Source organism: Pantoea sp. sgz302252 (assembly GCF_047713085.1).
Lineage (GTDB): Bacteria > Pseudomonadota > Gammaproteobacteria > Enterobacterales > Enterobacteriaceae > Scandinavium.
The window spans coordinates 1-20,922 of record NZ_JBLFJW010000011.1 but is presented as its reverse complement, the minus strand read 5'-3'; the positions used below and the strand labels follow the sequence as shown (position 1 = coordinate 20,922).

Annotated in this window: 25 protein-coding genes; 5 read left to right on the top strand and 20 right to left on the bottom strand. The window is 53.7% G+C overall.

Going from position 1 to position 20,922, the window contains the following annotated elements:
• The first annotated feature begins 12 nt into the window (after nucleotides 1-12).
• On the top strand, nucleotides 13-348 hold the full coding sequence (gene yjdP / locus ACLW56_RS10465) for a DDRRRQL repeat protein YjdP (RefSeq protein ID WP_330983719.1): 336 nt from the start codon (nucleotides 13-15) through the stop codon (nucleotides 346-348).
• Here the strand turns inward: yjdP and phnP are convergent.
• From phnP to ACLW56_RS10400, 13 genes are all read right to left on the bottom strand, one after another.
• Nucleotides 345-1,103, bottom strand: a complete 759-nt coding sequence (gene phnP / locus ACLW56_RS10460; protein WP_330983718.1) for a phosphonate metabolism protein PhnP — start codon at nucleotides 1,101-1,103, stop codon at nucleotides 345-347. The genes yjdP and phnP overlap by 4 nt on opposite strands.
• Nucleotides 1,104-1,195: 92 nt before the next feature.
• Complete coding sequence (gene phnO, locus ACLW56_RS10455; RefSeq protein WP_330983717.1) at nucleotides 1,196-1,627, bottom strand: aminoalkylphosphonate N-acetyltransferase; 432 nt, start codon at nucleotides 1,625-1,627, stop codon at nucleotides 1,196-1,198.
• Nucleotides 1,617-2,183, bottom strand: coding sequence for a ribose 1,5-bisphosphokinase (gene phnN / locus ACLW56_RS10450; protein WP_330983716.1), 567 nt, complete (start codon nucleotides 2,181-2,183; stop codon nucleotides 1,617-1,619). The genes phnO and phnN overlap by 11 nt, the downstream gene beginning before the upstream one ends.
• On the bottom strand, nucleotides 2,183-3,319 hold the full coding sequence (gene phnM, locus ACLW56_RS10445) for an alpha-D-ribose 1-methylphosphonate 5-triphosphate diphosphatase (RefSeq protein WP_330983715.1): 1,137 nt from the start codon (nucleotides 3,317-3,319) through the stop codon (nucleotides 2,183-2,185). Before phnM ends, phnN begins: the two co-directional genes overlap by 1 nt.
• Entirely contained in the window at nucleotides 3,316-3,996 is a 681-nt protein-coding gene (gene phnL / locus ACLW56_RS10440) for a phosphonate C-P lyase system protein PhnL (RefSeq protein WP_330983714.1), read from the bottom strand. The genes phnM and phnL overlap by 4 nt, the downstream gene beginning before the upstream one ends.
• A 101-nt stretch (nucleotides 3,997-4,097) precedes the next feature.
• Nucleotides 4,098-4,856: a phosphonate C-P lyase system protein PhnK gene (phnK, locus tag ACLW56_RS10435; protein ID WP_330983713.1), complete on the bottom strand. Its 759-nt coding sequence runs from the start codon at nucleotides 4,854-4,856 to the stop codon at nucleotides 4,098-4,100.
• The gene (gene phnJ, locus ACLW56_RS10430; RefSeq protein WP_330983712.1) at nucleotides 4,853-5,698 is read right to left on the bottom strand and encodes an alpha-D-ribose 1-methylphosphonate 5-phosphate C-P-lyase PhnJ; all 846 of its coding nucleotides are present in this window, start codon (nucleotides 5,696-5,698) and stop codon (nucleotides 4,853-4,855) included. Before phnJ ends, phnK begins: the two co-directional genes overlap by 4 nt.
• On the bottom strand, nucleotides 5,691-6,755 hold the full coding sequence (locus ACLW56_RS10425) for a carbon-phosphorus lyase complex subunit PhnI (RefSeq protein ID WP_330983711.1): 1,065 nt from the start codon (nucleotides 6,753-6,755) through the stop codon (nucleotides 5,691-5,693). Before ACLW56_RS10425 ends, phnJ begins: the two co-directional genes overlap by 8 nt.
• Nucleotides 6,755-7,339, bottom strand: a complete 585-nt coding sequence (gene phnH, locus ACLW56_RS10420) for a phosphonate C-P lyase system protein PhnH (RefSeq protein ID WP_330983710.1) — start codon at nucleotides 7,337-7,339, stop codon at nucleotides 6,755-6,757. The genes ACLW56_RS10425 and phnH overlap by 1 nt, the downstream gene beginning before the upstream one ends.
• A complete protein-coding gene (phnG, locus tag ACLW56_RS10415) occupies nucleotides 7,336-7,788 on the bottom strand; it encodes a phosphonate C-P lyase system protein PhnG (RefSeq protein ID WP_330983709.1) in 453 nt (150 codons plus the stop codon). Before phnG ends, phnH begins: the two co-directional genes overlap by 4 nt.
• Nucleotides 7,789-8,514: a phosphonate metabolism transcriptional regulator PhnF gene (phnF, locus tag ACLW56_RS10410; RefSeq protein ID WP_330983821.1), complete on the bottom strand. Its 726-nt coding sequence runs from the start codon at nucleotides 8,512-8,514 to the stop codon at nucleotides 7,789-7,791. It abuts the gene before it with no gap.
• A 252-nt stretch (nucleotides 8,515-8,766) separates the two neighbouring features.
• Nucleotides 8,767-9,198, bottom strand: coding sequence for a VOC family metalloprotein YjdN (yjdN, locus tag ACLW56_RS10405; protein WP_330983708.1), 432 nt, complete (start codon nucleotides 9,196-9,198; stop codon nucleotides 8,767-8,769).
• Nucleotides 9,199-9,372: 174 nt separating this feature from the next.
• Nucleotides 9,373-9,708, bottom strand: a complete 336-nt coding sequence (locus ACLW56_RS10400; protein ID WP_330983707.1) for a zinc ribbon domain-containing protein YjdM — start codon at nucleotides 9,706-9,708, stop codon at nucleotides 9,373-9,375.
• 428 nt (nucleotides 9,709-10,136) lie between these two features.
• Here ACLW56_RS10400 and crfC point away from each other — a divergent pair, with 428 nt between their 5' ends.
• The 3 genes from crfC (at nucleotide 10,137) to proP (ending at nucleotide 15,439) form a co-directional block, all read left to right on the top strand.
• Nucleotides 10,137-12,470 (top strand): clamp-binding protein CrfC, encoded by a 2,334-nt coding sequence (crfC, locus tag ACLW56_RS10395; protein WP_330983706.1) that lies wholly within the window; start codon nucleotides 10,137-10,139, stop codon nucleotides 12,468-12,470.
• Nucleotides 12,467-13,339, top strand: coding sequence for a diguanylate cyclase regulator RdcB family protein (locus tag ACLW56_RS10390; protein WP_330983705.1), 873 nt, complete (start codon nucleotides 12,467-12,469; stop codon nucleotides 13,337-13,339). The genes crfC and ACLW56_RS10390 overlap by 4 nt, the downstream gene beginning before the upstream one ends.
• Nucleotides 13,340-13,936: 597 nt before the next feature.
• Entirely contained in the window at nucleotides 13,937-15,439 is a 1,503-nt protein-coding gene (proP, locus tag ACLW56_RS10385; protein WP_330983704.1) for a glycine betaine/L-proline transporter ProP, read from the top strand.
• A 203-nt stretch (nucleotides 15,440-15,642) separates the two neighbouring features.
• On the opposite strand, the gene cbpM is transcribed toward proP, so the two are convergent.
• The 3 genes from cbpM to ACLW56_RS10370 all read right to left on the bottom strand — a co-directional run bounded on the left by cbpM (nucleotide 15,643) and on the right by ACLW56_RS10370 (nucleotide 17,186).
• Nucleotides 15,643-15,942, bottom strand: coding sequence for a chaperone modulator CbpM (gene cbpM, locus ACLW56_RS10380; protein ID WP_330983703.1), 300 nt, complete (start codon nucleotides 15,940-15,942; stop codon nucleotides 15,643-15,645).
• Nucleotides 15,935-16,861, bottom strand: coding sequence for a curved DNA-binding protein (gene cbpA / locus ACLW56_RS10375; protein WP_330983702.1), 927 nt, complete (start codon nucleotides 16,859-16,861; stop codon nucleotides 15,935-15,937). Before cbpA ends, cbpM begins: the two co-directional genes overlap by 8 nt.
• A gap of 115 nt (nucleotides 16,862-16,976) precedes the next feature.
• Nucleotides 16,977-17,186, bottom strand: coding sequence for a hypothetical protein (locus ACLW56_RS10370; RefSeq protein WP_330983701.1), 210 nt, complete (start codon nucleotides 17,184-17,186; stop codon nucleotides 16,977-16,979).
• Nucleotides 17,187-17,403: 217 nt separating this feature from the next.
• Here ACLW56_RS10370 and ACLW56_RS10365 point away from each other — a divergent pair, with 217 nt between their 5' ends.
• On the top strand, nucleotides 17,404-17,745 hold the full coding sequence (locus ACLW56_RS10365) for a SymE family type I addiction module toxin (RefSeq protein ID WP_330983700.1): 342 nt from the start codon (nucleotides 17,404-17,406) through the stop codon (nucleotides 17,743-17,745).
• Nucleotides 17,746-17,806: 61 nt separating this feature from the next.
• Here the strand turns inward: ACLW56_RS10365 and ACLW56_RS10360 are convergent, their stop codons facing one another.
• From ACLW56_RS10360 to ACLW56_RS10345, 4 genes are all read right to left on the bottom strand, one after another.
• Nucleotides 17,807-18,115: a hypothetical protein gene (locus tag ACLW56_RS10360; protein ID WP_330983699.1), complete on the bottom strand. Its 309-nt coding sequence runs from the start codon at nucleotides 18,113-18,115 to the stop codon at nucleotides 17,807-17,809.
• A gap of 248 nt (nucleotides 18,116-18,363) precedes the next feature.
• Nucleotides 18,364-19,395, bottom strand: coding sequence for an IS630 family transposase (locus tag ACLW56_RS10355; protein WP_330983698.1), 1,032 nt, complete (start codon nucleotides 19,393-19,395; stop codon nucleotides 18,364-18,366).
• 250 nt (nucleotides 19,396-19,645) lie between these two features.
• On the bottom strand, nucleotides 19,646-20,308 hold the full coding sequence (locus ACLW56_RS10350; RefSeq protein WP_330983697.1) for a hypothetical protein: 663 nt from the start codon (nucleotides 20,306-20,308) through the stop codon (nucleotides 19,646-19,648).
• Nucleotides 20,305-20,679: a hypothetical protein gene (locus tag ACLW56_RS10345; RefSeq protein ID WP_415377747.1), complete on the bottom strand. Its 375-nt coding sequence runs from the start codon at nucleotides 20,677-20,679 to the stop codon at nucleotides 20,305-20,307. Before ACLW56_RS10345 ends, ACLW56_RS10350 begins: the two co-directional genes overlap by 4 nt.
• Between the last annotated feature and the right edge of the window lie 243 nt (nucleotides 20,680-20,922).

Genomic DNA, 20,922 nt, shown 5'->3' with positions numbered 1-20,922 from the left:
GAGACTGACCTGATGAAACGAACAACCCTTGCGCTGCTGTTTTGTACGCTGCCTTTGATGAGCCAGAGTGCCCGCGCAGATATTATCGATGATGCGATCGGCAACATTCAGCAGGCGATCAATGACGCCTATAAGCCGAGCAACGACCACGTTTATCACGACGATCGTGATGATAATGAAGATGACAATCGCCAACAGGACACAACCCGCAATCGCCAGTATGACGATCGCTATCGTCAGCTTGAAGATCGCCGCCATCAGCTTGATGACCGCCAGCGCCAGCTGGACCAGGAACGTCGCCAGCTTGACGATGAAGAACGTCGGTTGCAGGATGAGTACGATCGCTAATCCACCACAATCTCCATTCCATCAAACCCGGCTTCAAATCCTTCTGGTAACGCATTGTCCATCAGCCACTCGTCAAACTGATGGCTGATATGCGTCAGCACCACGCGCGGGCAGCGTACGATCTCGTTGATCGCCAGTACCGTGTTGAGATCGCAGTGATTACGCGGAGTCTGAGGGCGTGGTTCGTGGCTGCAATCAATGATCATCACCTGAGGGTGGTTGTTGAGCAGGAACTTGAGCGTCTTTTCTGGCAACCCGGCGGTATCGGAGAGCCATGCCACACGGCTGTGAGCGGATTCCAGCAGGTAGCCAAAGGTCAGTTTGGAATGGGTGAGCGGTAACGGTGTGACCTGCAACCCTTGCAGTTCAAACACCACAAACGGTTCAACAGTGTGGCTGAAATCCAGTATCCCCGGATGTTTGAACAAATCGTCGCAGCCTTCTTCATCTGGCGGGCCGTAAACCGGGATTTTTTCCCCAATACCCCAGCGCAGCGGAAACAGCCCTTGTACGTGATCCATATGATAGTGGGTCAGTAAAAACTGGCGGAAACTGCCAGCCGGATGGTGGTCCATCAAATCGGGGATGCCAGCATCCAGCAAGGTCACAGCCTCGTTATAGCGCACCTCGGCGCTACAAGGGCGACGGCGATAACCCGGATTCAGGCGAGCACGCTGACAGGCGACGCATTCGCAGCCGAAGGCCGGCACGAGCTGGGCGCCGCCGGTACCGGTCAGACGGAGAGTCAGGCTCATGGTTTATCCTCGAAAATTGCCCGGCGGCACGTTGTTTGCCGGGCCTACAAAACCCGTAGGCCGGGTCAGCGAAGCGCCACCCGGCAAGGTGTTCACAACGCTTTCTTAAAGCGGAAGTGGCTTTGCAGATACCCTTCGCGCAGGTAAAAACGGTGCGCGTCGGTGCGTACCTTGCCGCTGGACAGTTCCATCAGGCTTGCGCCCTGCGCACGGGCTTCGTCTTCCGCCCACGCCAGCAGTTTTTTGCCGATGTTCAGGCCGCGGACCTGCGGCAAAATGACCAGTTCCTGAATTTCGCCAATCCAGCAGTTCAGGTTGAGCGGAAACATGATTTGCAGACCAATCATCCCGACCACGTTTCCGTCCAGCACGGCTAACTGATAGTGCTGGTTCGGATTGTTGAGATTCGCGGCGAAGCCTGCCGCGAAAATCTGCCGATCGTAGTCTTTCTGTTTTAGCTCGCAAATCAGGCCGTAAACGGCTTCGGTATCATCAAGGGTGGCGCGGCGAAGTTCACAGGGCATGCTGGCTCTCTTTTTGGTTTCCGTGGGTGCGAATCAGGTGCAAAAACGTCTCCACAGACTGTAGCAGACTGCCGTCGTTATTCAGCGTTAAACAGTCCGTCGGCGTGTAACGTGCCGCTCTGTCGAGACGCTGATCAATCTCTTTCTGTGTCTCTCTGCCACGCTGTTCCAGGCGGCTTCGCAGCACGTCGGGCGACACCTGCAAGCAGATGGGCAGCAGCGCATCGGCATAACGCGCTTTGGTTTGCGCCAGATGTGCGCGTGAGCCGTTCACCACCACGTCAAACCCGGCGTGAAGCCAGACGTCAATTTCAATGCCAACGCCGTAATAGAGATTGTTCGCATGCCAGCTCAGGGCGAAAAGCTGGCGCTCGGCGCGAGTAAAAAACTCGTGTTCGCTTAGCGCGATATGGTTTTCACTTCCCGCGCTGGCAGAGCGTGTAATGTAGCGATGCGCCACTAACATCTGCGCATCTTCCCGCTGGCGCAGTGCTTCCAGCAGGCTGTCTTTCCCGGACCCGGAAGGGCCGACTAACCAGATGAGCTTTCCCGTCATTAAAAGACCCTCTTGCCCTGACGCCAGACATGATCGATGTGGACGTTTTCGCCCTTGCGATGCACCAGCACGAGGTCGGCGCGTTTGCCTTCGGCAAGTGTGCCGCGGTCGTCCAGATTCAGCGCGCGAGCCGGATTGCGCGTCACAAGAGCAACCGCCTGCGGCAGCGTGAAGCTGTTGCGACTGTCATCGGCGATGCGGAAGGCCGCATCCAGCAGACTTGCCGGGTAATAGTCAGAAGAGAGGATATCGAGCAGGCCGCGAGAGGCCAGTTCATGCGCCGCCACGTTGCCGGAATGCGAGCCGCCGCGCACGATGTTTGGCGCGCCCATCAGCACGTTCATGCCAAGCTTGCGGGAAGACTCTGCTGCTTCGAACGTGGTAGGAAATTCGGCGATAACGCTGCCAATCTGATGAGATTCGACGACATGATCGTGTGTCGCATCGTCATGGCTTGCCAGCGCAATGTTACGCGCACGGCAGAGATCTGAAATCGCCATCCGGTTCGGATGAGACCACTCTTCCGCCAGCGCGATTTGCTCGGCCTCAAAGCGCTCCATCTGATCGTTGGTCAGGTGGTATTTGCCCTGATAGTACTCGCGGTATTTCGAGCGGTCGGCGTACTGGCGCTGGCCCGGCGAGTGATCCATCAGCGACACCAGCGACACCAGTTCACGGTCAACCAGCTTTTCAAACAGCGGCAGGGTGGTGAAATGAGGCAGTTCACAGCGCAAATGCAGGCGGTGCTCGGCACGGTTAAGGCCGTGTTTCTGCGTCTCTTCCACGGCGTTAATCATCTTTTCCAGATTTTCGAGGCGGTCGCCGCCGTCGCGCACATCCCCAATCGCCACTGCATCCAGCACCGTAGTAATGCCGCTGGCGACCATCAGTGCATCGTGGCTGCTCATCGCGGAATGCGCGGGCCAGTCCACTTTTGGGCGTGGGGTGAAGAATTTATCCAGATTATCGGTGTGCAGTTCAATCAGCCCTGGCAGCAGCCAGCCGCCTTCGCCGTCCATCGCCTGTGGGCTCTGGCTTTGGGTTTCTGCGTAGGTGCGGATCACGCCGTCCTGAACGTCGATGGAGCCGTGCACCACTTCGTTTTCAAGCACTAACTTCACGTTGTTGATAATCATGCTGCAGCTCCCATCGGGTGCAGGCGGTCGGCGACAATATTGCGCACCGCTTCATCATGGAAAATGCCGACAATCGCCGCGCCGCGCGCTTTGGCCTCACGAATCAGTTCCACCACGGCGGCGCTGTTTTTCTCGTCCAGCGAGGCGGTCGGTTCATCAAGCAGCAGAATCGGGTAGTCGACAATAAAGCCGCGAGCGATGTTCACGCGCTGCTGTTCACCACCGGAGAACGTTGATGGCGCGAGGTGCCACAGTCGTTCCGGTACATTGAGGCGCGTTAGCAGGCTGGCGGCTTTGGCGTAGCATTCGTCGCGCGGTACACCGAGATCAAGCAGCGGCTGCATCACCACGTCGAGGGCAGAAATGCGCGGGATAACGCGCAGAAACTGGCTTACCCAGCCGATGGTGCTTTTGCGCACTTCCAGCACTTTACGCGCCGGAGCCGTGACCAAATCGACCCATTCGTCGCCGTGCTTAATGTGAATATGGCCCGCGTCGGGCAAATAGTTGGCGTACAGCGAACGCAGCAGCGTGGATTTTCCGCTGCCGGAATGACCGTGCAGCACCACACATTCCCCGGCCTTGACAGTCAGTTCCGCTTTGTATAACACCGGCAGATGGATGCCGTTTTGATGGTGCAGGACGAAGGTTTTACTCAGGTTTTCAACGCGAATCATGTTGGCCTCTTGGTTCGGGTTGCCGGGTGGCGCTGCGCTGACCCGGCCTACACGGCGTGCATTTGTAGGCCGGGTAAGGCGTAGCCGCCACCCGGCAAAAATCAGTTCTGCAAAACGGATGACACGAGCAGCTGGGTATACGGATGAAGCGGGTCGTCGAGCACGCGGTCGGTTAAGCCACTTTCCACCACCTGACCTTCTTTCATCACCATCAGGCGGTCCGCCAGCAGGCGCGCGACACCCAAATCATGGGTAACAATCACCACCGCCAGATCCAGTTCCACCACCAGGCCGCGCAGCAGGTCGAGCAGACGCGCCTGAACTGACACGTCCAGCCCGCCGGTGGGTTCATCCATAAACACCAGCTTCGGGTGCGTAACCAGATTGCGGGCGATTTGCAGACGTTGCTGCATGCCGCCGGAAAAGGTGGTTGGCAGTTCATCGATGCGTGACGGCGGAATTTCTACCGCTTCGAGCCACTGCTGGGCGGTTTCGCGGATATTGCCGTAATGACGCGCACCGGTTGCCATCAGGCGTTCACCGATGTTGCCGCCCGCGGAAACCTGACGACGCAGGCCGTCCATCGGGTGCTGATGCACCACGCCCCATTCGGTGCGCAGCAGGCGGCGGCGTTCGCCTTCGCTCATCGCATACAGCGATTTATCTTCGTACATCACTTCGCCCTGCTGTGGCGCAAGGCGGGCAGAAATCGCTTTCAGCAGCGTGGTTTTGCCGGAGCCGGATTCGCCGACGATGCCCAGAACTTCGCCCGGCCACAGCTCAAACGACACATCGGTGAAGCCTTTGCCTGGCGCATAAAGGTGGGTCAGGTTAGTGACCGAAAGTAACGGCTGATTCATGGCTGCAATGCCTCGCTCTGTTGGCGGCAGTAATCGGTATCGGAGCAGACAAACATCCGTTTGCCGGTGTCATCGAGCACCACTTCGTCGAGATAGCTGTGGCGTGAGCCGCAAATGGCGCAAGGCTCATCCCACGCCTGCACGGTGAACGGGTGATCGTCGAAATCGAGGCTTTCCACTTTGGTATACGGCGGCACGGCATAGATGCGCTTCTCACGTCCGGCACCAAACAGTTGCAGCGCAGGCATCTGGTCCATTTTCGGGTTATCGAATTTTGGGATCGGCGACGGGTCCATTACGTAGCGATCGTTCACTTTGACCGGGTAGGCGTAAGTGGTGGCGATATGGCCGAAGCGGGCGATATCTTCGTACAGCTTCACCTGCATCACGCCGTACTCTTCCAGCGCGTGCATGGTGCGGGTTTCGGTTTCGCGCGGCTCGATAAAACGCAGTGGCTCTGGAATCGGCACCTGGAAAATCAAAATCTGATCTTCCGTGAGCGGCGTTTCCGGAATGCGGTGGCGGGTCTGGATAAGCGTCGCGTCTTCGGTGCGCTCGGTGGTGTTGACCCCGGTCACTCGTTTGAAGAAGTTGCGAATCGATACGGCGTTGGTGGTGTCATCTGCGCCCTGGTCGATCACTTTCAGCACGTCCGCTTCGCCAATCACGCTGGCGGTGAGCTGAATACCGCCGGTGCCCCAGCCGTAAGGCATTGGCATTTCGCGGCCACCAAACGGCACCTGATAGCCAGGAATGGCGACGGCTTTGAGGATCGCGCGGCGGATCATGCGCTTGGTCTGTTCGTCGAGGTAAGCGAAGTTATAGCCGGAGAGGTTAGCCACGGTTGTGCTCCTGTTGCAGGCGTTTGAGCAGTTCCAGTTCGGCCTGGAAATCGACGTAGTGAGGCAGTTTGAGGTGCGAAACAAATCCTGCGGCTTCGACGTTGTCGGCGTGCGCCAGCACAAACTCTTCGTCCTGCGCCGGGCCTGCGAGGTGTTCGTCGTAGTCGGGAGCCTGAAGCGCTCTGTCCATCAGCGCCATCGCCATCGCTTTACGCTCGCTGAGACCAAACACCAGGCCGTAGCCCCGCGTGAAGTGTGGGGCTTCATCTTCCGGGGAAACGAAACCGTTCACCATTTCACACTCTGTCATCAGCAGTTCGCCGACGTTCACTGCAAATCCCAGTTCTTCTGGCACGATTTCCACATCAACATAGCCGCTGCGAATTTCACCGGCGAACGGGTGGTTACGCCCGTATCCACGCTGTGTGGAATAGGCCAGCGCCAGCAAATAGCCTTCGTCACCGCGCATCAGTTGCTGTAAGCGAGACGCGCGAGAGCATGGGTAAACCGGCGGCGTGCGGGTGATGTCGTCCGGCGTTTCGCCTGCGTCTTCTTCCGCTTTCGCCAGCCCTTGTTTGCTCAACAGGCTGAAGACGTGCGGTGAAGCGGCGGGCTGTTCATCGCTGGTGCGTAATTCAGGTGTTTCACCGTTCGCCAACAGCGTGAAGTCCAGCAGACGATGCGTGTAGTCATACGTTGGGCCAAGCAGCTGACCGCCGGGCACATCTTTGTAGACCGCTGAAATTCGACGCTCTAAGCGCATTTCGGCGGTATTGAGAGGTTCGCTGACGGCGAGTTTCGCAAGCGTTGTGCGGTAAGCACGCAGCAGGAAGATGGCTTCGACGTTGTCGCCACTGGCCTGTTTCAACGCCAGCGCCGCCAGTTCGCGATCGGCGATGCCGCCTTCGGTCATCACGCGGTCTACCGCCAGGTTTAGCTGCTGCTCGATTTGCGCGACGCTCAGTTCAGCAAGCGTTGGGTCGCCGCGACGTTTGCTTTCCTGTAGGGCGTGAGCGGCTTCAATCGCCTTCTCGCCCCCTTTAACGGCAACGTACATCAGCACACCTCCACGTGGGTTGTGCGCGGGATAGCCAGCAGGCGATCGCCGCAGGTCAGGATCAGGTCGACGCCCAGCGGGAACGGGTGCGGGCGTTCGGTCAGTTCATGCAGAATGCAGTCCGGCAGTTGGGGAGCAATCATTCGCTCTTCGTTAATGCCTGCGCCAGTCAGACGCAACATGCGCCCACCGCTCAGACTGTTGAGCTGCACAATCAGCGTGGCGCTGGTTTCTGGCGCAACGGCGCTTCCTGCCGATAACGCATTGAGCTGCTCTGCACTGATGCTGGTATCGGTCACGGCAAACAGCGCTTGCTGAGGTTGATCGACCAACGGCGCATTGGTATGAAAACGCAGGTTCTGACGAGCGATATCGTTATCGACAGAAGCGGACAGCCAGACCGGGGTGTCGGTGTCAGCCAGCGTCAGCAACACGCTGGTGGTGGCGGGCGTCAGAGGCTGCCAGCCGTGCTTATGCTGCTGCATCGAGACAATCACACCTGGCTCGCTCATGGCTTTCAGCAAACGACGGAAACTGTGTTGGGCATCCTGCACCGGAAGAGGGAAAGCAGTTTGTAGGCTCATGCGTTGTCTCCACGCACTAAGGTAAAGAAGTCTACCCGGCTGGTGTTCACTTCGGCGTGACGGGCGGCAATGCGCGCCGCACGCTCGGTTTCCAGAGGGGCAATCAGGGTTTCCATCAGGGTCTGAAAGTGGTCATGGGTTTGCAGCAGTGCGTCGATCACGGCGCAGCGTTCGGCGTGAGCTTTATCGCGCCCCAGCACCCAGCTATAGCCAAGCGTACCGTCCTGCAAGCGAATGGCCGCGCGGGTCAGCGTGGCATCTCCCGCAAAGAAACGTGCGCCGGTCGCGCCCATACGGGCCTGGATTTGCACCAGCCCACTTTCGGGGGCGCGGAGCGTTTCGTAGTCAGGCGTCAGCTTCAGAGCCTGCATACGGGCATTCAACTGCGCGGGGTCACTGTGAGTCAGTGCGGCGTTCCAGCGCTGACGGGTAGCAGTATCGAAAGGCATTCAGTGCTCCATGGTGAATTCAATCATGTCGGCACGAGTCAGGCTGACGGAGTACTCCGCCGCATTGATCTGGCCTTCACGATGGTTCAGGGTGCGCACGCAAAGCAGCGGCGCCATATTGGGGATTTCGAGAACGTTGCTCTCTTTAGCCTGAGCGCGACGAGCGCTGATCCGGGTTTGTGTGCGGGTCAGGGTGAGGGTCAGTTCATCGCGCAGAAAATCGTGCAGCGACCCGCTGTTAAACCGTTGCAGGGCAGGCCAGAAACTCATGTCGGCGAAGTAGTGGTCGATCAGACACAGCGCCACGCCATTCACCCGACGCAAGGTGCGCAGATGGATAACGTTGTCGCCTTCCTGAACCCCCAGCGCATCCGCCACGTGGCTGGAAGCAGGGCGCAGAACAGACAGCAATTTTTCGCTGGTTGGGTGGCTACCCTGATCGAGCAGATTCTGGCTGAAGCGCGCCTGAGCATTGAGCGGGTAATCAAAAGGCCGCATCAGCACCAGCACGCCAATCCCCTGACGGCGCTGAACCCACCCTTTTTCCACCAGTTGATCGATAGCGCGACGAAGCGTGTGGCGGTTAACTTCAAAGCGTGCCGCCAGCTGGTGCTCGGCAGGCAAATAATCCCCGCAGCGATACTGGCTGCGCAGCTCCTGTTCGAGCTTCGCGGCGATTTCCTCATAGCGAGTCGGATAACTGGTCGGATGTCTGGACAGGTGGATCATAGGGAAGTCCTCTTCAGCATAGGCATTGCCAGTAACCCTCACCCTGGCCCTCTCCCTAAAAGGAGAGGGAACAGGGCTGGTCATGTTTTCCCCCTCGCCCCTTTGGGGAGAGGGCCGGGGTGAGGGGAAAATTCAAACTGCCGACATCCTGACGCGGCAATATGACAGCGCCGTTAAGGCCCGGTGACTGAACGATGAAGAGTTGAGGTAAGGCGTGTGACAGGGCGGGAGGGCCCGCCCGGGTGAGGATTACTGCGGTTGTTTCACGACGTTAATCATCCACGGCACGCCGAATTTATCGCTGACTTTGCCAAATCCGTGCGCCCAGAAGGTTTCCTGCCAGTCCATTTCGATTTTGCCACCCTGTGCCAGGGCTTCGAACCAGCGTTTACCTTCATTCACGTCCTGCGTGTCGAGCACCAGCGTGAAACCGGAATAGCTGACGCTACCGCTCATGCCATCACTCATCATGATGTCGCTGCCCGCGATGCGGACGTTGGAGTGGGCAATGGCGTCAGGTGGAAACTGCATGCCGGAAGGGCAGCCTTCTTCGCTGTTCCCGGATTTCGGCATTTCGCCAAAGGTGATTTTGTAGCCCAGCTCGGCGTTCAGCGCTTGTTGGTAAAAGGCGTGGGCTTCGGCGCAGTTGCCGCCAAAAGAGATGTAGGGACTTAAAGACATAACCATGACCTCGGATAAAGGGACCCGATAAGTGTAGTTACGTTGGGTGAATGTCACCAGGCGGTACGGTTGGAGGGGATATAAAATGTAGGCCGGATAAGCGCAGCGCCATCCGGCGAAAATGCCCGGCGGCGCTGCGCTTGCCGTGCCTACAAAGGCACTGACCGTGGGATATTAATTCTTCTTCACGAACTCGGATTTCAGCTTCATTGGGCCAAAACCATCAATTTTGCAGTCGATGTTGTGATCGCCTTCAACGAGGCGGATATTCTTCACTTTAGTGCCGATTTTCAGCATGGAAGAGCTGCCTTTCACCTTCAGGTCTTTCACGACGGTGACGCTGTCGCCGTCAGCCAGCAGGTTGCCGTTAGCATCTTTGACAATCAGCGCGTCGGCATCGTCAGCGGGCTGAGCATCGTTCCATTCGTGGGCACATTCCGGGCAGATAAACATCCCGTTATCTTCATAGGTGTATTCAGAATTGCATTTCGGGCAATGTGGCAGAGACATAGGAACCTCATAAGTGATAAAAACGCGCCACAGGCCGTGCAAATTGCGGCTGAGCGCCAAAAGTATCACTCATTATACTGCATATCCTTACGGTTGTCGGGACTATTTGCCGATGCCAGCGTTAACGCCTGGTTGGAATAAATTATTTCTCTTATTCTAAATTGCTGGAGAATGTCGTTTACGTTATGGTGAACAGGCATTTCTGAATATTACACAGCGCTATCATCTCCCTTCATTTTCGGCCGGAATTTTATATGCAATATATCCTGTCGAACGGTGTTTATAGCGCTACGCTGTATATCTCCTGGTTTTTTTACGCGCTGCATTTTCATCGTGGTGCGGATAATTATATAAAAAATTTAAATCGGGAAATAAAAAAGTCTGACAAATAAAAGTTATACAATTTGCGTTAAGGGAATACTTTAACCATGTACACACAGACAATATTTGAACTGAGTCAGGAAGCTGAGCGTTTGCTTCAGTTGGCATTACGGCATCTGGACACGGTCACCGCGCTGCCAGGGGGCTTGCAGGCAGAGCAGGGGCACGCAGAAATCTCACCCACAGCGCACTCGGGCGGGCATCTGCTGGCTGCTCAGCAGGACACGCTAAATAACGAATTGCGAAAAATTACCCGGCTGGAAATGGTGCTGGCGATTGTCGGCACCATGAAGGCAGGGAAATCCACCACCATTAATGCCATTGTGGGGACGGAAGTTTTACCTAACCGAAATCGCCCGATGACGGCATTGCCGACCCTTATTCGTCATACGCAAGGGCAAAAAGAACCGGTATTGAATTTTATTCATGTCGAGCCGATTGAACGCTTAATGCACGAGTTGCAGGAAAAGTTGCGGGATATCGACAGAGCCAAACTGGCGCTTAAGCTTGAAGTGGATAAAGACATGAACACGCTGCTGGAACGTATTATCGGTGGCGTGGCATTTGAAAAACATTATCTGGGTGCGCAGCCTATTTTTCAGTGCCTGAAAAGCCTTAACGATCTGGTGCGCCTTTCCCGGGCGCTGGATGTGGATTTTCCGTTCGCGGATTATGCGGCTATCGAACACATTCCGGTGATTGAGGTGGAATTTGTGCATCTGGCGGGGTTTGGCGACACCCCCGGTCAGCTGACGCTGCTGGACACGCCCGGGCCAAATGAAGCCGGGCAGCCGCACCTGCAAAAAATGCTCAATGAACAGCTGGCTCGCGCTTCTGCGGTGCTGGCGGTGATGGATTACACCCAGTTGAAATCGATTTCTGACCAGGAAGTGCGGCAGGCGATCGCCGCTGTCAGCAAATCGGTGCCGCTGTATGCGCTGGTCAATAAGTTCGATCAGAAAGACCGTAACAGCGACGATGAAGAGCAGGTTCGGGCGACTATCTCGGGCACGCTGATGAAAGGCTACATCACGCCGGGACAGATTTTCCCGGTCTCGTCGATGTGGGGCTATCTTGCCAACCGCGCGCGGCATGAGATCTCAACCTATGGAAAACTGCCTGATCATCAGGATCAACGCTGGGTACAGGATTTTGCCGAAGCCGCGCTTGGCAGGCGCTGGCGCACGGCGGATCTGGACGATCTGACTCATATTCGCCACGCCGCAGATTTGCTGTGGGAAGATTCGCTGTTTGAAAAGCCGATCAACATGTTGCTGCACGCGGCGCATGCCAATGCATCGCTGTTTGCGTTGCGTTCTGCATCGCATAAGTTGTTGAACTATGCACAAACCTCGCGGGATTTCCTCGATTTTCGCCTGCAAGGATTGACCGTTGCGGCGGATCAGTTGCAGGACAATATCGCCCGCCTTGAAGAGGACATGGCTCACTTTACAGTGCGCCAGCGGGTAGTGAGCGAAGAGATCAGCCACGAAGTTGAACAGGCGATGGAAGCCGCACAGGGTTTTATCGAGCAGCAGCAGCGTGAAATCCTGACGCTGGTGGAAAACAGTTTCAGCGCGGACAACCTGCATCAGATAAGCGTGGCGCACGGCGCTGAATTGCGCTGGGCACAGCAGGACGGCAGCGGGGAGCTGATCCTTGAAGATGAAGAGCAGGCAAACCGGTTGCTGAGCATTATTCGTTCCGATTGTGAAAGCACGATTTTTTCCAGTCAGCAGGGCATTATCCGCGAGCTGTCGCTGCGCTTTAGTCAACTGGAAACCTCGCTCAGCCGAACGCTTGATGATGCACTGCGTCCGATAGAGTCTCACGTCAAAGAGGAATTACATCGCGCCGGGTTCCGCACACGAATTACGCTGCCGGTGTTTCAGTCCGGATCGTTACAAATCACGATGCCACAATGGTTTAACGGAGCTATCGCGGCGGAAGAAAGCCCGGTGGGCAATGCCCGTGGCGGCATGCGTGAAACGGTCAGTCGCTGGCTGAACAACCCCAACTGGGGCTGGGACGATTATGTGATGACCAAAACGCGCTACCTCATTGATGTGAATGCGATTAAAGGTCGAATTCTCGACAGCGTCGCGACCTTCTGTTCACAAATCCTTAAAGCTTTGGCGGCTCAAGTCGATGTCTCTGTTACGGCGGGAATGGCGACGTTCTTCGCAGAGTTTTCGCAAAGCCTCAGTAGGTTGCAAAAAAGCCTGCAGGAGAGCCTGACGCTCCGCCAACACCACCAGTCCACGGTGGCCGTGCTTTGCCAGAAGCTGCAGCAAAGCCTGGCGACGGTACGCTGGATTGAAGAGGATGCGCGCCTGTTGCGCGATGACATTCAAACCCTTTTTGCGGCTGAACAGAGATGAACACGCGATTGCTGGAGGGGCCGGGCCGGGCGCTTGAGTCCCTCCATGCCCGATTTATGGTCGACCTGGTGTTGGGGATTGATAACCCTCGCCAGCATGCGCTTGCCCCGCAACAAGAGCAGTTTCGTGAGCGTCTGATGAATGAAATCGTGGCGCAGACGCAGCTGCGGCCCTGGTCTGCGGCGGGTTTGTTCAGCGACAACCCGGCGATGCGGTTGGGCCTGGTGGAAAAACTCGCCAGCCAGTTCGATCCCGGGCATCTGGCGCTCACCCGGATGAGCGATTATCTGCTTATTTTGCAAACCCAAAGCCACGCCTCAGTGGAGTTACGCCAGCAGTATGGCCTGATTGGCGAACAGTTCAGCCTGCGTGCCGGACATAAACAACGGGCGCTCACCCAGCGCGGGTTGATGGTGCAGTCTGGTTTGCACAGCGACGAAGTTTTTACCCGCTGGCACGCCGGGCAATACGATGGCTGGTCGCTGGCAGGGCGGTGCTATGTCGCGCTGGAAGAGCTGCGCTGGGGCGCGTTTGGCGATACCTGGCGGCTGGCAAATCCCGCAGTGCGCGCGTTGCTAAAAGACAGTTTACGTACAATGACCGCGCAGTATCTGGCGGAAGGCATAGGTGCGGCGAAAGAGACTCGTCATTCTTATCACCAATGGCTGGCTTCGCCAACGTCAGTGGGGCTGATGGATCATAAAGAGATGCTGGCCTGGATGGGCAGCAACTGTGATGCAGTCCGACAGCCGGTGTGCTGGTCGGTGACACAAACCTGGCAGCCCGTTGCGCTGGGCATGCCGAGACTTTGTTCGGCAACCCGATTGGTGGATGCAATGATTGAAGAGCTTTTTGTTGATGAGGCCTGATTGCCGGATGGCGGCCTAAACGCCTTATCCAGCCTACGAGGGTTGTACGCCGGGCAAACGCAGTGCCGCCCGGCATCTGACATTAATGATGCAATTATTTTCATTGTTGGGCTTTTAAATATGATGTTGCTGTGAATTGTCTGTAAGGAATTATCGATTGAAAAAGCGTTGGCGTATTAATTATACGCACAGCAAATCGTGGTTAATTAGCGAGAATATCGGTGTTTTTTTGTGCGGGAAATGAGGGCGATTAACCAAGGGAATTCAGCCCTTAAGATTGAACTTATTTGCGTTTCATCAACCAACTTAACAGTAAACGTATTTTTCCGTGAAGTTGATCACACATATAAACACTGTTAGGGTAAAAGACAGAAATACGAGAAATATCACTGCTCATTGACCTTTTGGTCAGCACCTTTTACTGCCAGAGCAGGCGTCAACAGGTTCGGTTGTACAGGCTGTAACCCGCCAGTGTAAGTAAACCTGCTACGCTTGAAATGTGGAGCACAGCCATTCGCCGCTCCACTCCGCACCGCGGCGAACCCCCTTGTTCGCCACCCTTGCGTGCGCTCACGGCGATAGTTAACGAGGACAACAATGCTAAAAAGGAAAAAAATTAAGCCGATCACGCTTCGTGATGTCACCATCATCGACGACAGTAAGCTGCGCAAAGCGATCACTGCCGCTTCGCTGGGTAACGCGATGGAATGGTTTGACTTCGGCGTTTACGGATTTGTGGCCTACGCACTCGGTAAGGTCTTTTTCCCGGATGCCAACCCTGGCGTTCAGATGATTGCCGCGTTGGGGACCTTCTCTGTTCCCTTCCTGATTCGCCCACTGGGTGGCCTGTTTTTCGGCATGCTCGGCGACAAATACGGTCGCCAGAAAATACTCTCTATTACGATTATCATCATGTCGATCAGTACATTCTGTATCGGCCTGATCCCCGGCTATACCACCATTGGTATCTGGGCTCCTGTCCTGCTGCTGCTCTGTAAGATGGCGCAGGGCTTCTCAGTCGGTGGCGAATACACCGGGGCGTCTATCTTTGTCGCCGAATACTCGCCAGACCGTAAACGTGGCTTTATGGGAAGCTGGCTCGACTTCGGTTCCATCGCCGGTTTCGTGCTGGGTGCGGGTCTGGTGGTGCTGATTTCCACCATTGTGGGTGAAGATAACTTCCTTGACTGGGGCTGGCGTCTGCCGTTCTTCCTGGCGCTACCGCTGGGGATTATCGGGCTTTATCTGCGCCATGCGCTGGAAGAGACCCCGGCCTTCCAGCAGCACGTTGAGAAGCTGGAGCAGGGCGACCGTCAGGGCCTGCAGGAAGGGCCGAAGGTGTCGTTTAAGGAGATTGCCACCAAACACTGGCGCGCGCTGCTGGTGTGCGTGGGGATGGTGATTTCGACCAACGTCACCTACTACATGCTGCTGACCTACATGCCGAGTTATCTGTCGCATAACCTGCATTACTCGGAAGACCATGGCGTGCTGATCATCATCGCGATTATGGTCGGGATGCTGTTTGTGCAGCCAATTATCGGCATGCTCAGTGACCGCTTCGGCCGTCGTCCGTTTATTCTGGTCGGCAGCGTGCTGCTGTTCGTCTGTTCCATCCCGGCATTTATCCTGATTACCAGTAATGTCGTCGCGCTGATTTTCTGTGGCCTGCTGCTGCTGGCGGTGATCCTCAACTGCTTTATTGGGGTAATGGCTTCATCACTGCCTGCGATGTTCCCGACGCATATCCGCTACAGTGCGCTGGCCAGTGCGTTTAACATCTCAGTGCTGGTTGCCGGTCTGACGCCAACGCTGGCGGCCTGGTTGGTCGAGTACACTGAGAATCTGATGATGCCAGCCTATTACCTGATGGTGATTGCGGTCATCGGTCTGCTGACCGGTATCTCGATGAAAGAAACAGCGAACCGTCCGTTGAAAGGCGCGACGCCTGCGGCTTCGGATATCCAGGAAGCGAAAGAAATTCTGCAAGAGCATCACGATAACATCGAGCAGAAGATTGAAGATATCGATACGCAGATTGCGGAATTGCAGGAAAAACGCACCACGCTAGTGGACCAGCATCCGCGCATTAATGAATAACTGCATTCATTAGCTTTGCTTAAGACGCCTCCCTTTCTGGAGGCCTTTTTTGGGCTCTCGATGCCCTGTTTTATGATTCTGTTTTTATTATTCACGATATAAAATGAATCAAAATGGTTGGCGCTCTCGCCAGACAGCGTGACAGTACGCTCCCGTGCATAACGTACGGTGAGGCCAGCCCGCAGGCTGGCATATTGTCTGGCTCACTCGATAAACCGCTGCAGGCGCTGCAGCAGAAGGCGGTTTTCCTGCCGCAGGCGTTCATTTTCATCCAGCAAAGTGAGCGTGACGGCGATGCCCGGCCAGTCCAGCGCCAGCTCCTGACGCAGGCGCAATGCACGATGCACGACCGTGACAGCATGATCGTCAAATTGCCAGGCTTCGCCGGTGCTCTGGCGAGGTTCTATCACGCCAAGCCCGACAATTTCATTCAGTTCTTCTTCGGAGACGCCGGTGTGCAGGCAAAATTCGGTTACGGTAAAAGTGATGGTGACATTAGCCATGATTTTTCCCCCACGTTTTACGCGGACTGAAGCTGGCTTGCGCCTCGGCCAGTTGCTGCCAGAGCTCCGTGCTCTTCTCATCAGGTTTCGGCGGCATCACAATTTTTATCACCGCAAACAGATCGCCAGTGTGTTGTTTGTTCACCAGCCCTTTGCCTTTAATTCGCAGGCGTTGCCCCGCCTGACTGCCCGCCGGAATGGTAACCAGAACGCTCTCTTTCAGCGTCGGTACTTCCACTTTCGCGCCGAGAGCCGCTTCCCACGGTGTGAGCGGCACCACGACTTCCAGGTTGTGCCCCGTAATGTCGAACAGAGGATGCGGCGCAATGCGGATTACCAGCCACAGGTCGCCGTTGGGCCCGCCATTTTCGCCCGCTGTGCCCTGGCCTTTAAGGCGGATGCGTTGACCATCACCGACGCCTGCCGGAATTTTGACATTGAGGGTTTTCGGGATTTCCTGTTCGACCATGCCAAACACGTTATAAACCGGTAGCTTATAGCTGATGGTTCGTTGATGTGCGTCGAGGGTTTCTTCGAGGAAGACAGCCACTTCGATTTCCACGTCGTGACCGCGGGCGGTGTGCGCCTGGCGCGATTGTTGTGCACGATGACCGAACATAGACGAGAAGATATCGTCGAAATCCTGCTGGCTATAGCTTTCTTGCTGCCCGGTATGGGCCTGCTGACGAAACTGTGGATCGTTGCGATGTTGCCAGAGCGTGTCGTATTCCTGGCGACGTTGCTCGTCGCTCAACACTTCCCAGGCTTCGGCCACCTCTTTAAAACGGGCTTCGGCATCGGGTTCTTTACTGACATCGGGATGGTATTGACGAGCAAGTCGACGATAGGCGGTCTTAATGGTTTTGAGATCGTCCGTCGGCTTCACGCCCATGATGGCGTAATAATCCTTTAATTCCATAGCATTATCTCTTATGAATCACGAACAGAACGGGTTCCCTGAAACCGTTACCCTTGTAAGTGTAGGGCAACCCAGGTGATCCAGTCAGAGAAAATGCGCAGGGATGAAGCGAAACTCAGTAACGGCGAGCGGATTTCGAGGTGTCGTCGTCATCAAGCAAGCTGAACTGGTAGTCGCACAGTTCAGCGCGACGGCGGTCACAAGCTTTCTGGAACGTGGCCTGCGATCCTGGCGCCAGGGTGTCTTCGATGCGAGCAATCAGCTTTTCCAGCACGTGCTCCTCTTTTACACAGCGTAGCTTTTTCAGGTAGTGATCGACGGTCATAGTGCCTCCTTGCTGGCTTCAGATGGTGAATCAATCATCATGCTTCGCGCGAAGAATACATGCGATAGTGTTCAAAAGATATTCAATTGTTTTTGCAGCATTGTTGGAAATCGACGTCAAAGGCATGGAATATGAAGGGTTATCAGGTGGATAAACCGAATTTTTGCGCTAAACGCGCAAGGGCATTTTCAGAAGTTTCAGGGGCGGGGTGGGGGAAATGTCTGGTGATCTCGTAGGATATCCTTCAGATGTAAAACAGCATTCAACGGCAGAACGGAAGATTTCCAAAACGCAGCGCCGCTCCAGCGTCGGGTATATAACCGCGCGGCACGCCGACCCCAAAACATTCCGGACACGTTATTATTCCCGCCACCCGAGCCTGATGCTTAAAGGCGACTGGCTGAAGGAAGCGGGATTTGATACCGGGACGGAGGTGACGGTGAAAATATCAGACGGCGTGCTGACGATTATTGCGGATACCAGTGAAGTGCAGGCGCTGAAGGCTGAACTTTGCCAGTTTAAAGAGGCGGCTATGGGGATGAAGGCTCTGGTTGCTTAGCAGTTAAATAACAACTAATAGAATTAAATGGCCGAGATATTATTAATCCCGGCCATTTAAGTTAAATTGCTTTGCTGATATAATTATTATAATTTAGCCAGAAATTAGGGTTAAAATGACTTTCTTTATTTAAACCCAGTAAAATTCCTATCTCCAGGTATTTTTCAAAGTCTATCTCATGAGGGTTGAAGTTTATTTCCATTAAATCAATAAATAACCCTTCGTAAGCCATCTCATATTCATCGTGGTCTATGTAATGTTTAACTGCATCATATGTTTCGATACCTAATCGTTCAGAATAAGAGTTAAGTAATAGCATGAGAGATTCTTTTATTGAAAAAAAATCTATCTGTTTATCATCATGTTCCATATGTATCTCTGTTTTTATGGTGGATTTGGTACAGTGTTTGTGGGATATGATGTTGATATTTTCCCAGGGAAACTTGGATGCGTTGGTGGATAAAAATCAACTCGTATATCGACTCCATCTCTACTTCCAATTACGTATGGGGAATTCCATTTTCCTACACCAGTAACAGAAGCTGGGTCAGTCGCTACATCTAACACATGATGTAAAATATCATCATCGCTCCAACTAAATAGCTGCGCCTAATACCGCTACACTTTTGCCTGCCCATGCTTAGCTCCGGGGAATGGACTGACGGTGTCCATAAAATGACGAACTTTTTTCAGTAGTTGCCACATTGTCCGGCACTGATGATTACGGGTTATTGTGTCATGTAGCGCCTGCCATAACCGCTCTACGTGGTTCACCCATGGCGAGTAAACCGGCTGATAAATCACCCTGAACTTCGGGTTGGCTTTCAGCCTGCGCAACGTTTCACGGCTTTTATGGATGATGTCGTTATCCACGATGAGGGTGATTGTTTTCGCCCGCCGGTATGTCGCTTTCAGATGCGTTAACAGACTAATAAATAATGATGAACTTTTGCTGCTGCCACCTACGTAGCTCACTTTTCCCGTACCACTGTGCAGCGCCCCGGCCAGATAATATTTTTCATTCTGCCCCGGAGTCACCACGCGTTTTTGCTGCCCGCGTAGCTGCCAGTCTGCACCGATTTTGGGATTGAGGTGGATATCCACTTCATCCTCATAAAAGACCGGGTGCTCTGCGCTGCATTCGTCCAGTGCTTTGTGGATTGCGGCCATCTTTTCATCTTTATGCGGATCACGGATACACAGCGTCGGAGCTGCCCTGCGCCATACTATCCCGGCGATGGGTAACCAGCGACGAAGGGTTCCCGCATGCAACCGACATCCTGTTATCTCATTGATTTTTATCGCCAGAAGTTCTGTGCTCCAGCGCGAGCGCTGATAACCAAAATCACCGGGAGAATGCTTTATCAGTTCACGTAACAACGTGCAGATATGTTCAAAGGGCCAGCGTCGGGAACGCCCGGCAGGCAATGATTTGAGACCTTCGACACCCGAAATCGTAAACCAGTTAATCCAGCGACCGATGGATGAACGGGCGCAGCAGAGCGTTCTGGCGACGTCGCTGACACGTTCACCCCGATGAAGCATCAGCATTGCGGTGAGCCTGCGGGCATGATTTTTATCGCGCGTTTTATGGATAGCTTTCTGCATCAGGCGTCGTTCATGACGGGGTATTGGTGCTATGATCGGCATCGCTCAGTCCGGTTGGTGATTTGTTTTGATTTGGCGATTGATCAGATCGCACAATCCGGGCTGAGTTCCCTTTAAGTGATCTACTATTCGGCGCAGCTATTTAGGAGCACTTCCATCCGGCATTGGTTTATCAATCGCTTCACCTCTTTGCCACCTTCTGAATATTTTATATAATCCTAATGATTCAATCCATGATAATGGATTTTGTATATAACCGTAAGGATTTACTGATGATTTTGCATGTCAAAACTCATGATGCAATAATTTCATCGATATTTTTTGAATATATTTCCTTATTCAGCTTGTCAATAACCTTGATGTTATCATTGGTTATTAATAGATCTTTTAAATGATAATTAAATACAAATTCATTGGGTATATCTTTAATTATATTATCTCGGTAAATAATGTTTTTTTCTTTTGCTACATGCAAATCTAAAGAAAATTCATCCATCGTAAGAGAACATTTTAGAATGAATTCTAGTCCCAATTCTTTTAACTTTTTTTTCTTGAATACCCATTCATTGATATACCCCTCTCTTCTGAATTCATTTATGGCGGCTATGATGATATCGCTTGGTAGCGGATGTGTCTCATTGCATTTATCCATTCCAAGCATAAGTAAACTAATAAAGTATTCATTTAGAAATTCTTTCTTTTTATTCGTGTATTCATCCTGGCTCATGGGAATGCTAACACAAAGAACATTGCAAGTATTTATATAAGTATTAGATAAAGGTTCTTTTTGACAGACAAAGCAAATTCTTTTAAAATCATCTGTTTGATATTTGACTGCCTTCAAATATCTTTCAATATAATTACATAAGCTTCGAGATTGCTTTTTAAATAAAAATGTTATTTCTTCTCTGTAATCTAATATTTCAGGGTATAAATATATTTCTTTCAGAATCATGGTCTTTGATGCCTCTTCGGATCTAATGTATCGGCATGCCTTGCAGCATTTTGTCTTTCCCACTCCAGAATTCGGTCTCGTGCCCCCGGTCCCGCTGGTTCATTATGCACTATTTTTGATGTATATCTGCCCGCATTCCCCGGTTCACTGTTCCAGTCTCTTACCTGTTTTTCTGCTCTAGATGATTTGCCATCTAACCTAATTCGTCCCTTACTAACACCAGTTTTAACCACTTGTCCAGTTCTGGTATCAGTAATTTCATATCCATGTTGTGCTGCTTCCGATGTCTTAGAATTTCCATGCGGTTGAGGTACTAAGCCTAACGGATCGACCCACCCGAGAGGGTTTTCGACATAGCTATAGGGACTTATACCACCTAATAACCCTATCGGGTCATAGGAACGATCCCGACGGCATCGTACTTTTTAACACGCTACCGCCCGCGCCGTTACTGCCTTTCCGGCCACTGCTTTTTACATCTTTAACAACACGTTAGCACGCAACGCCCGACGCGCACTTTTACGCCGGTGGCCAGTATAACGGCGACGCCCGCCGCCGTTAATGTCTTGTTTTGTCCTTGTCTTTTTCTGTGAGCGCCATCATTACCCCTTCAC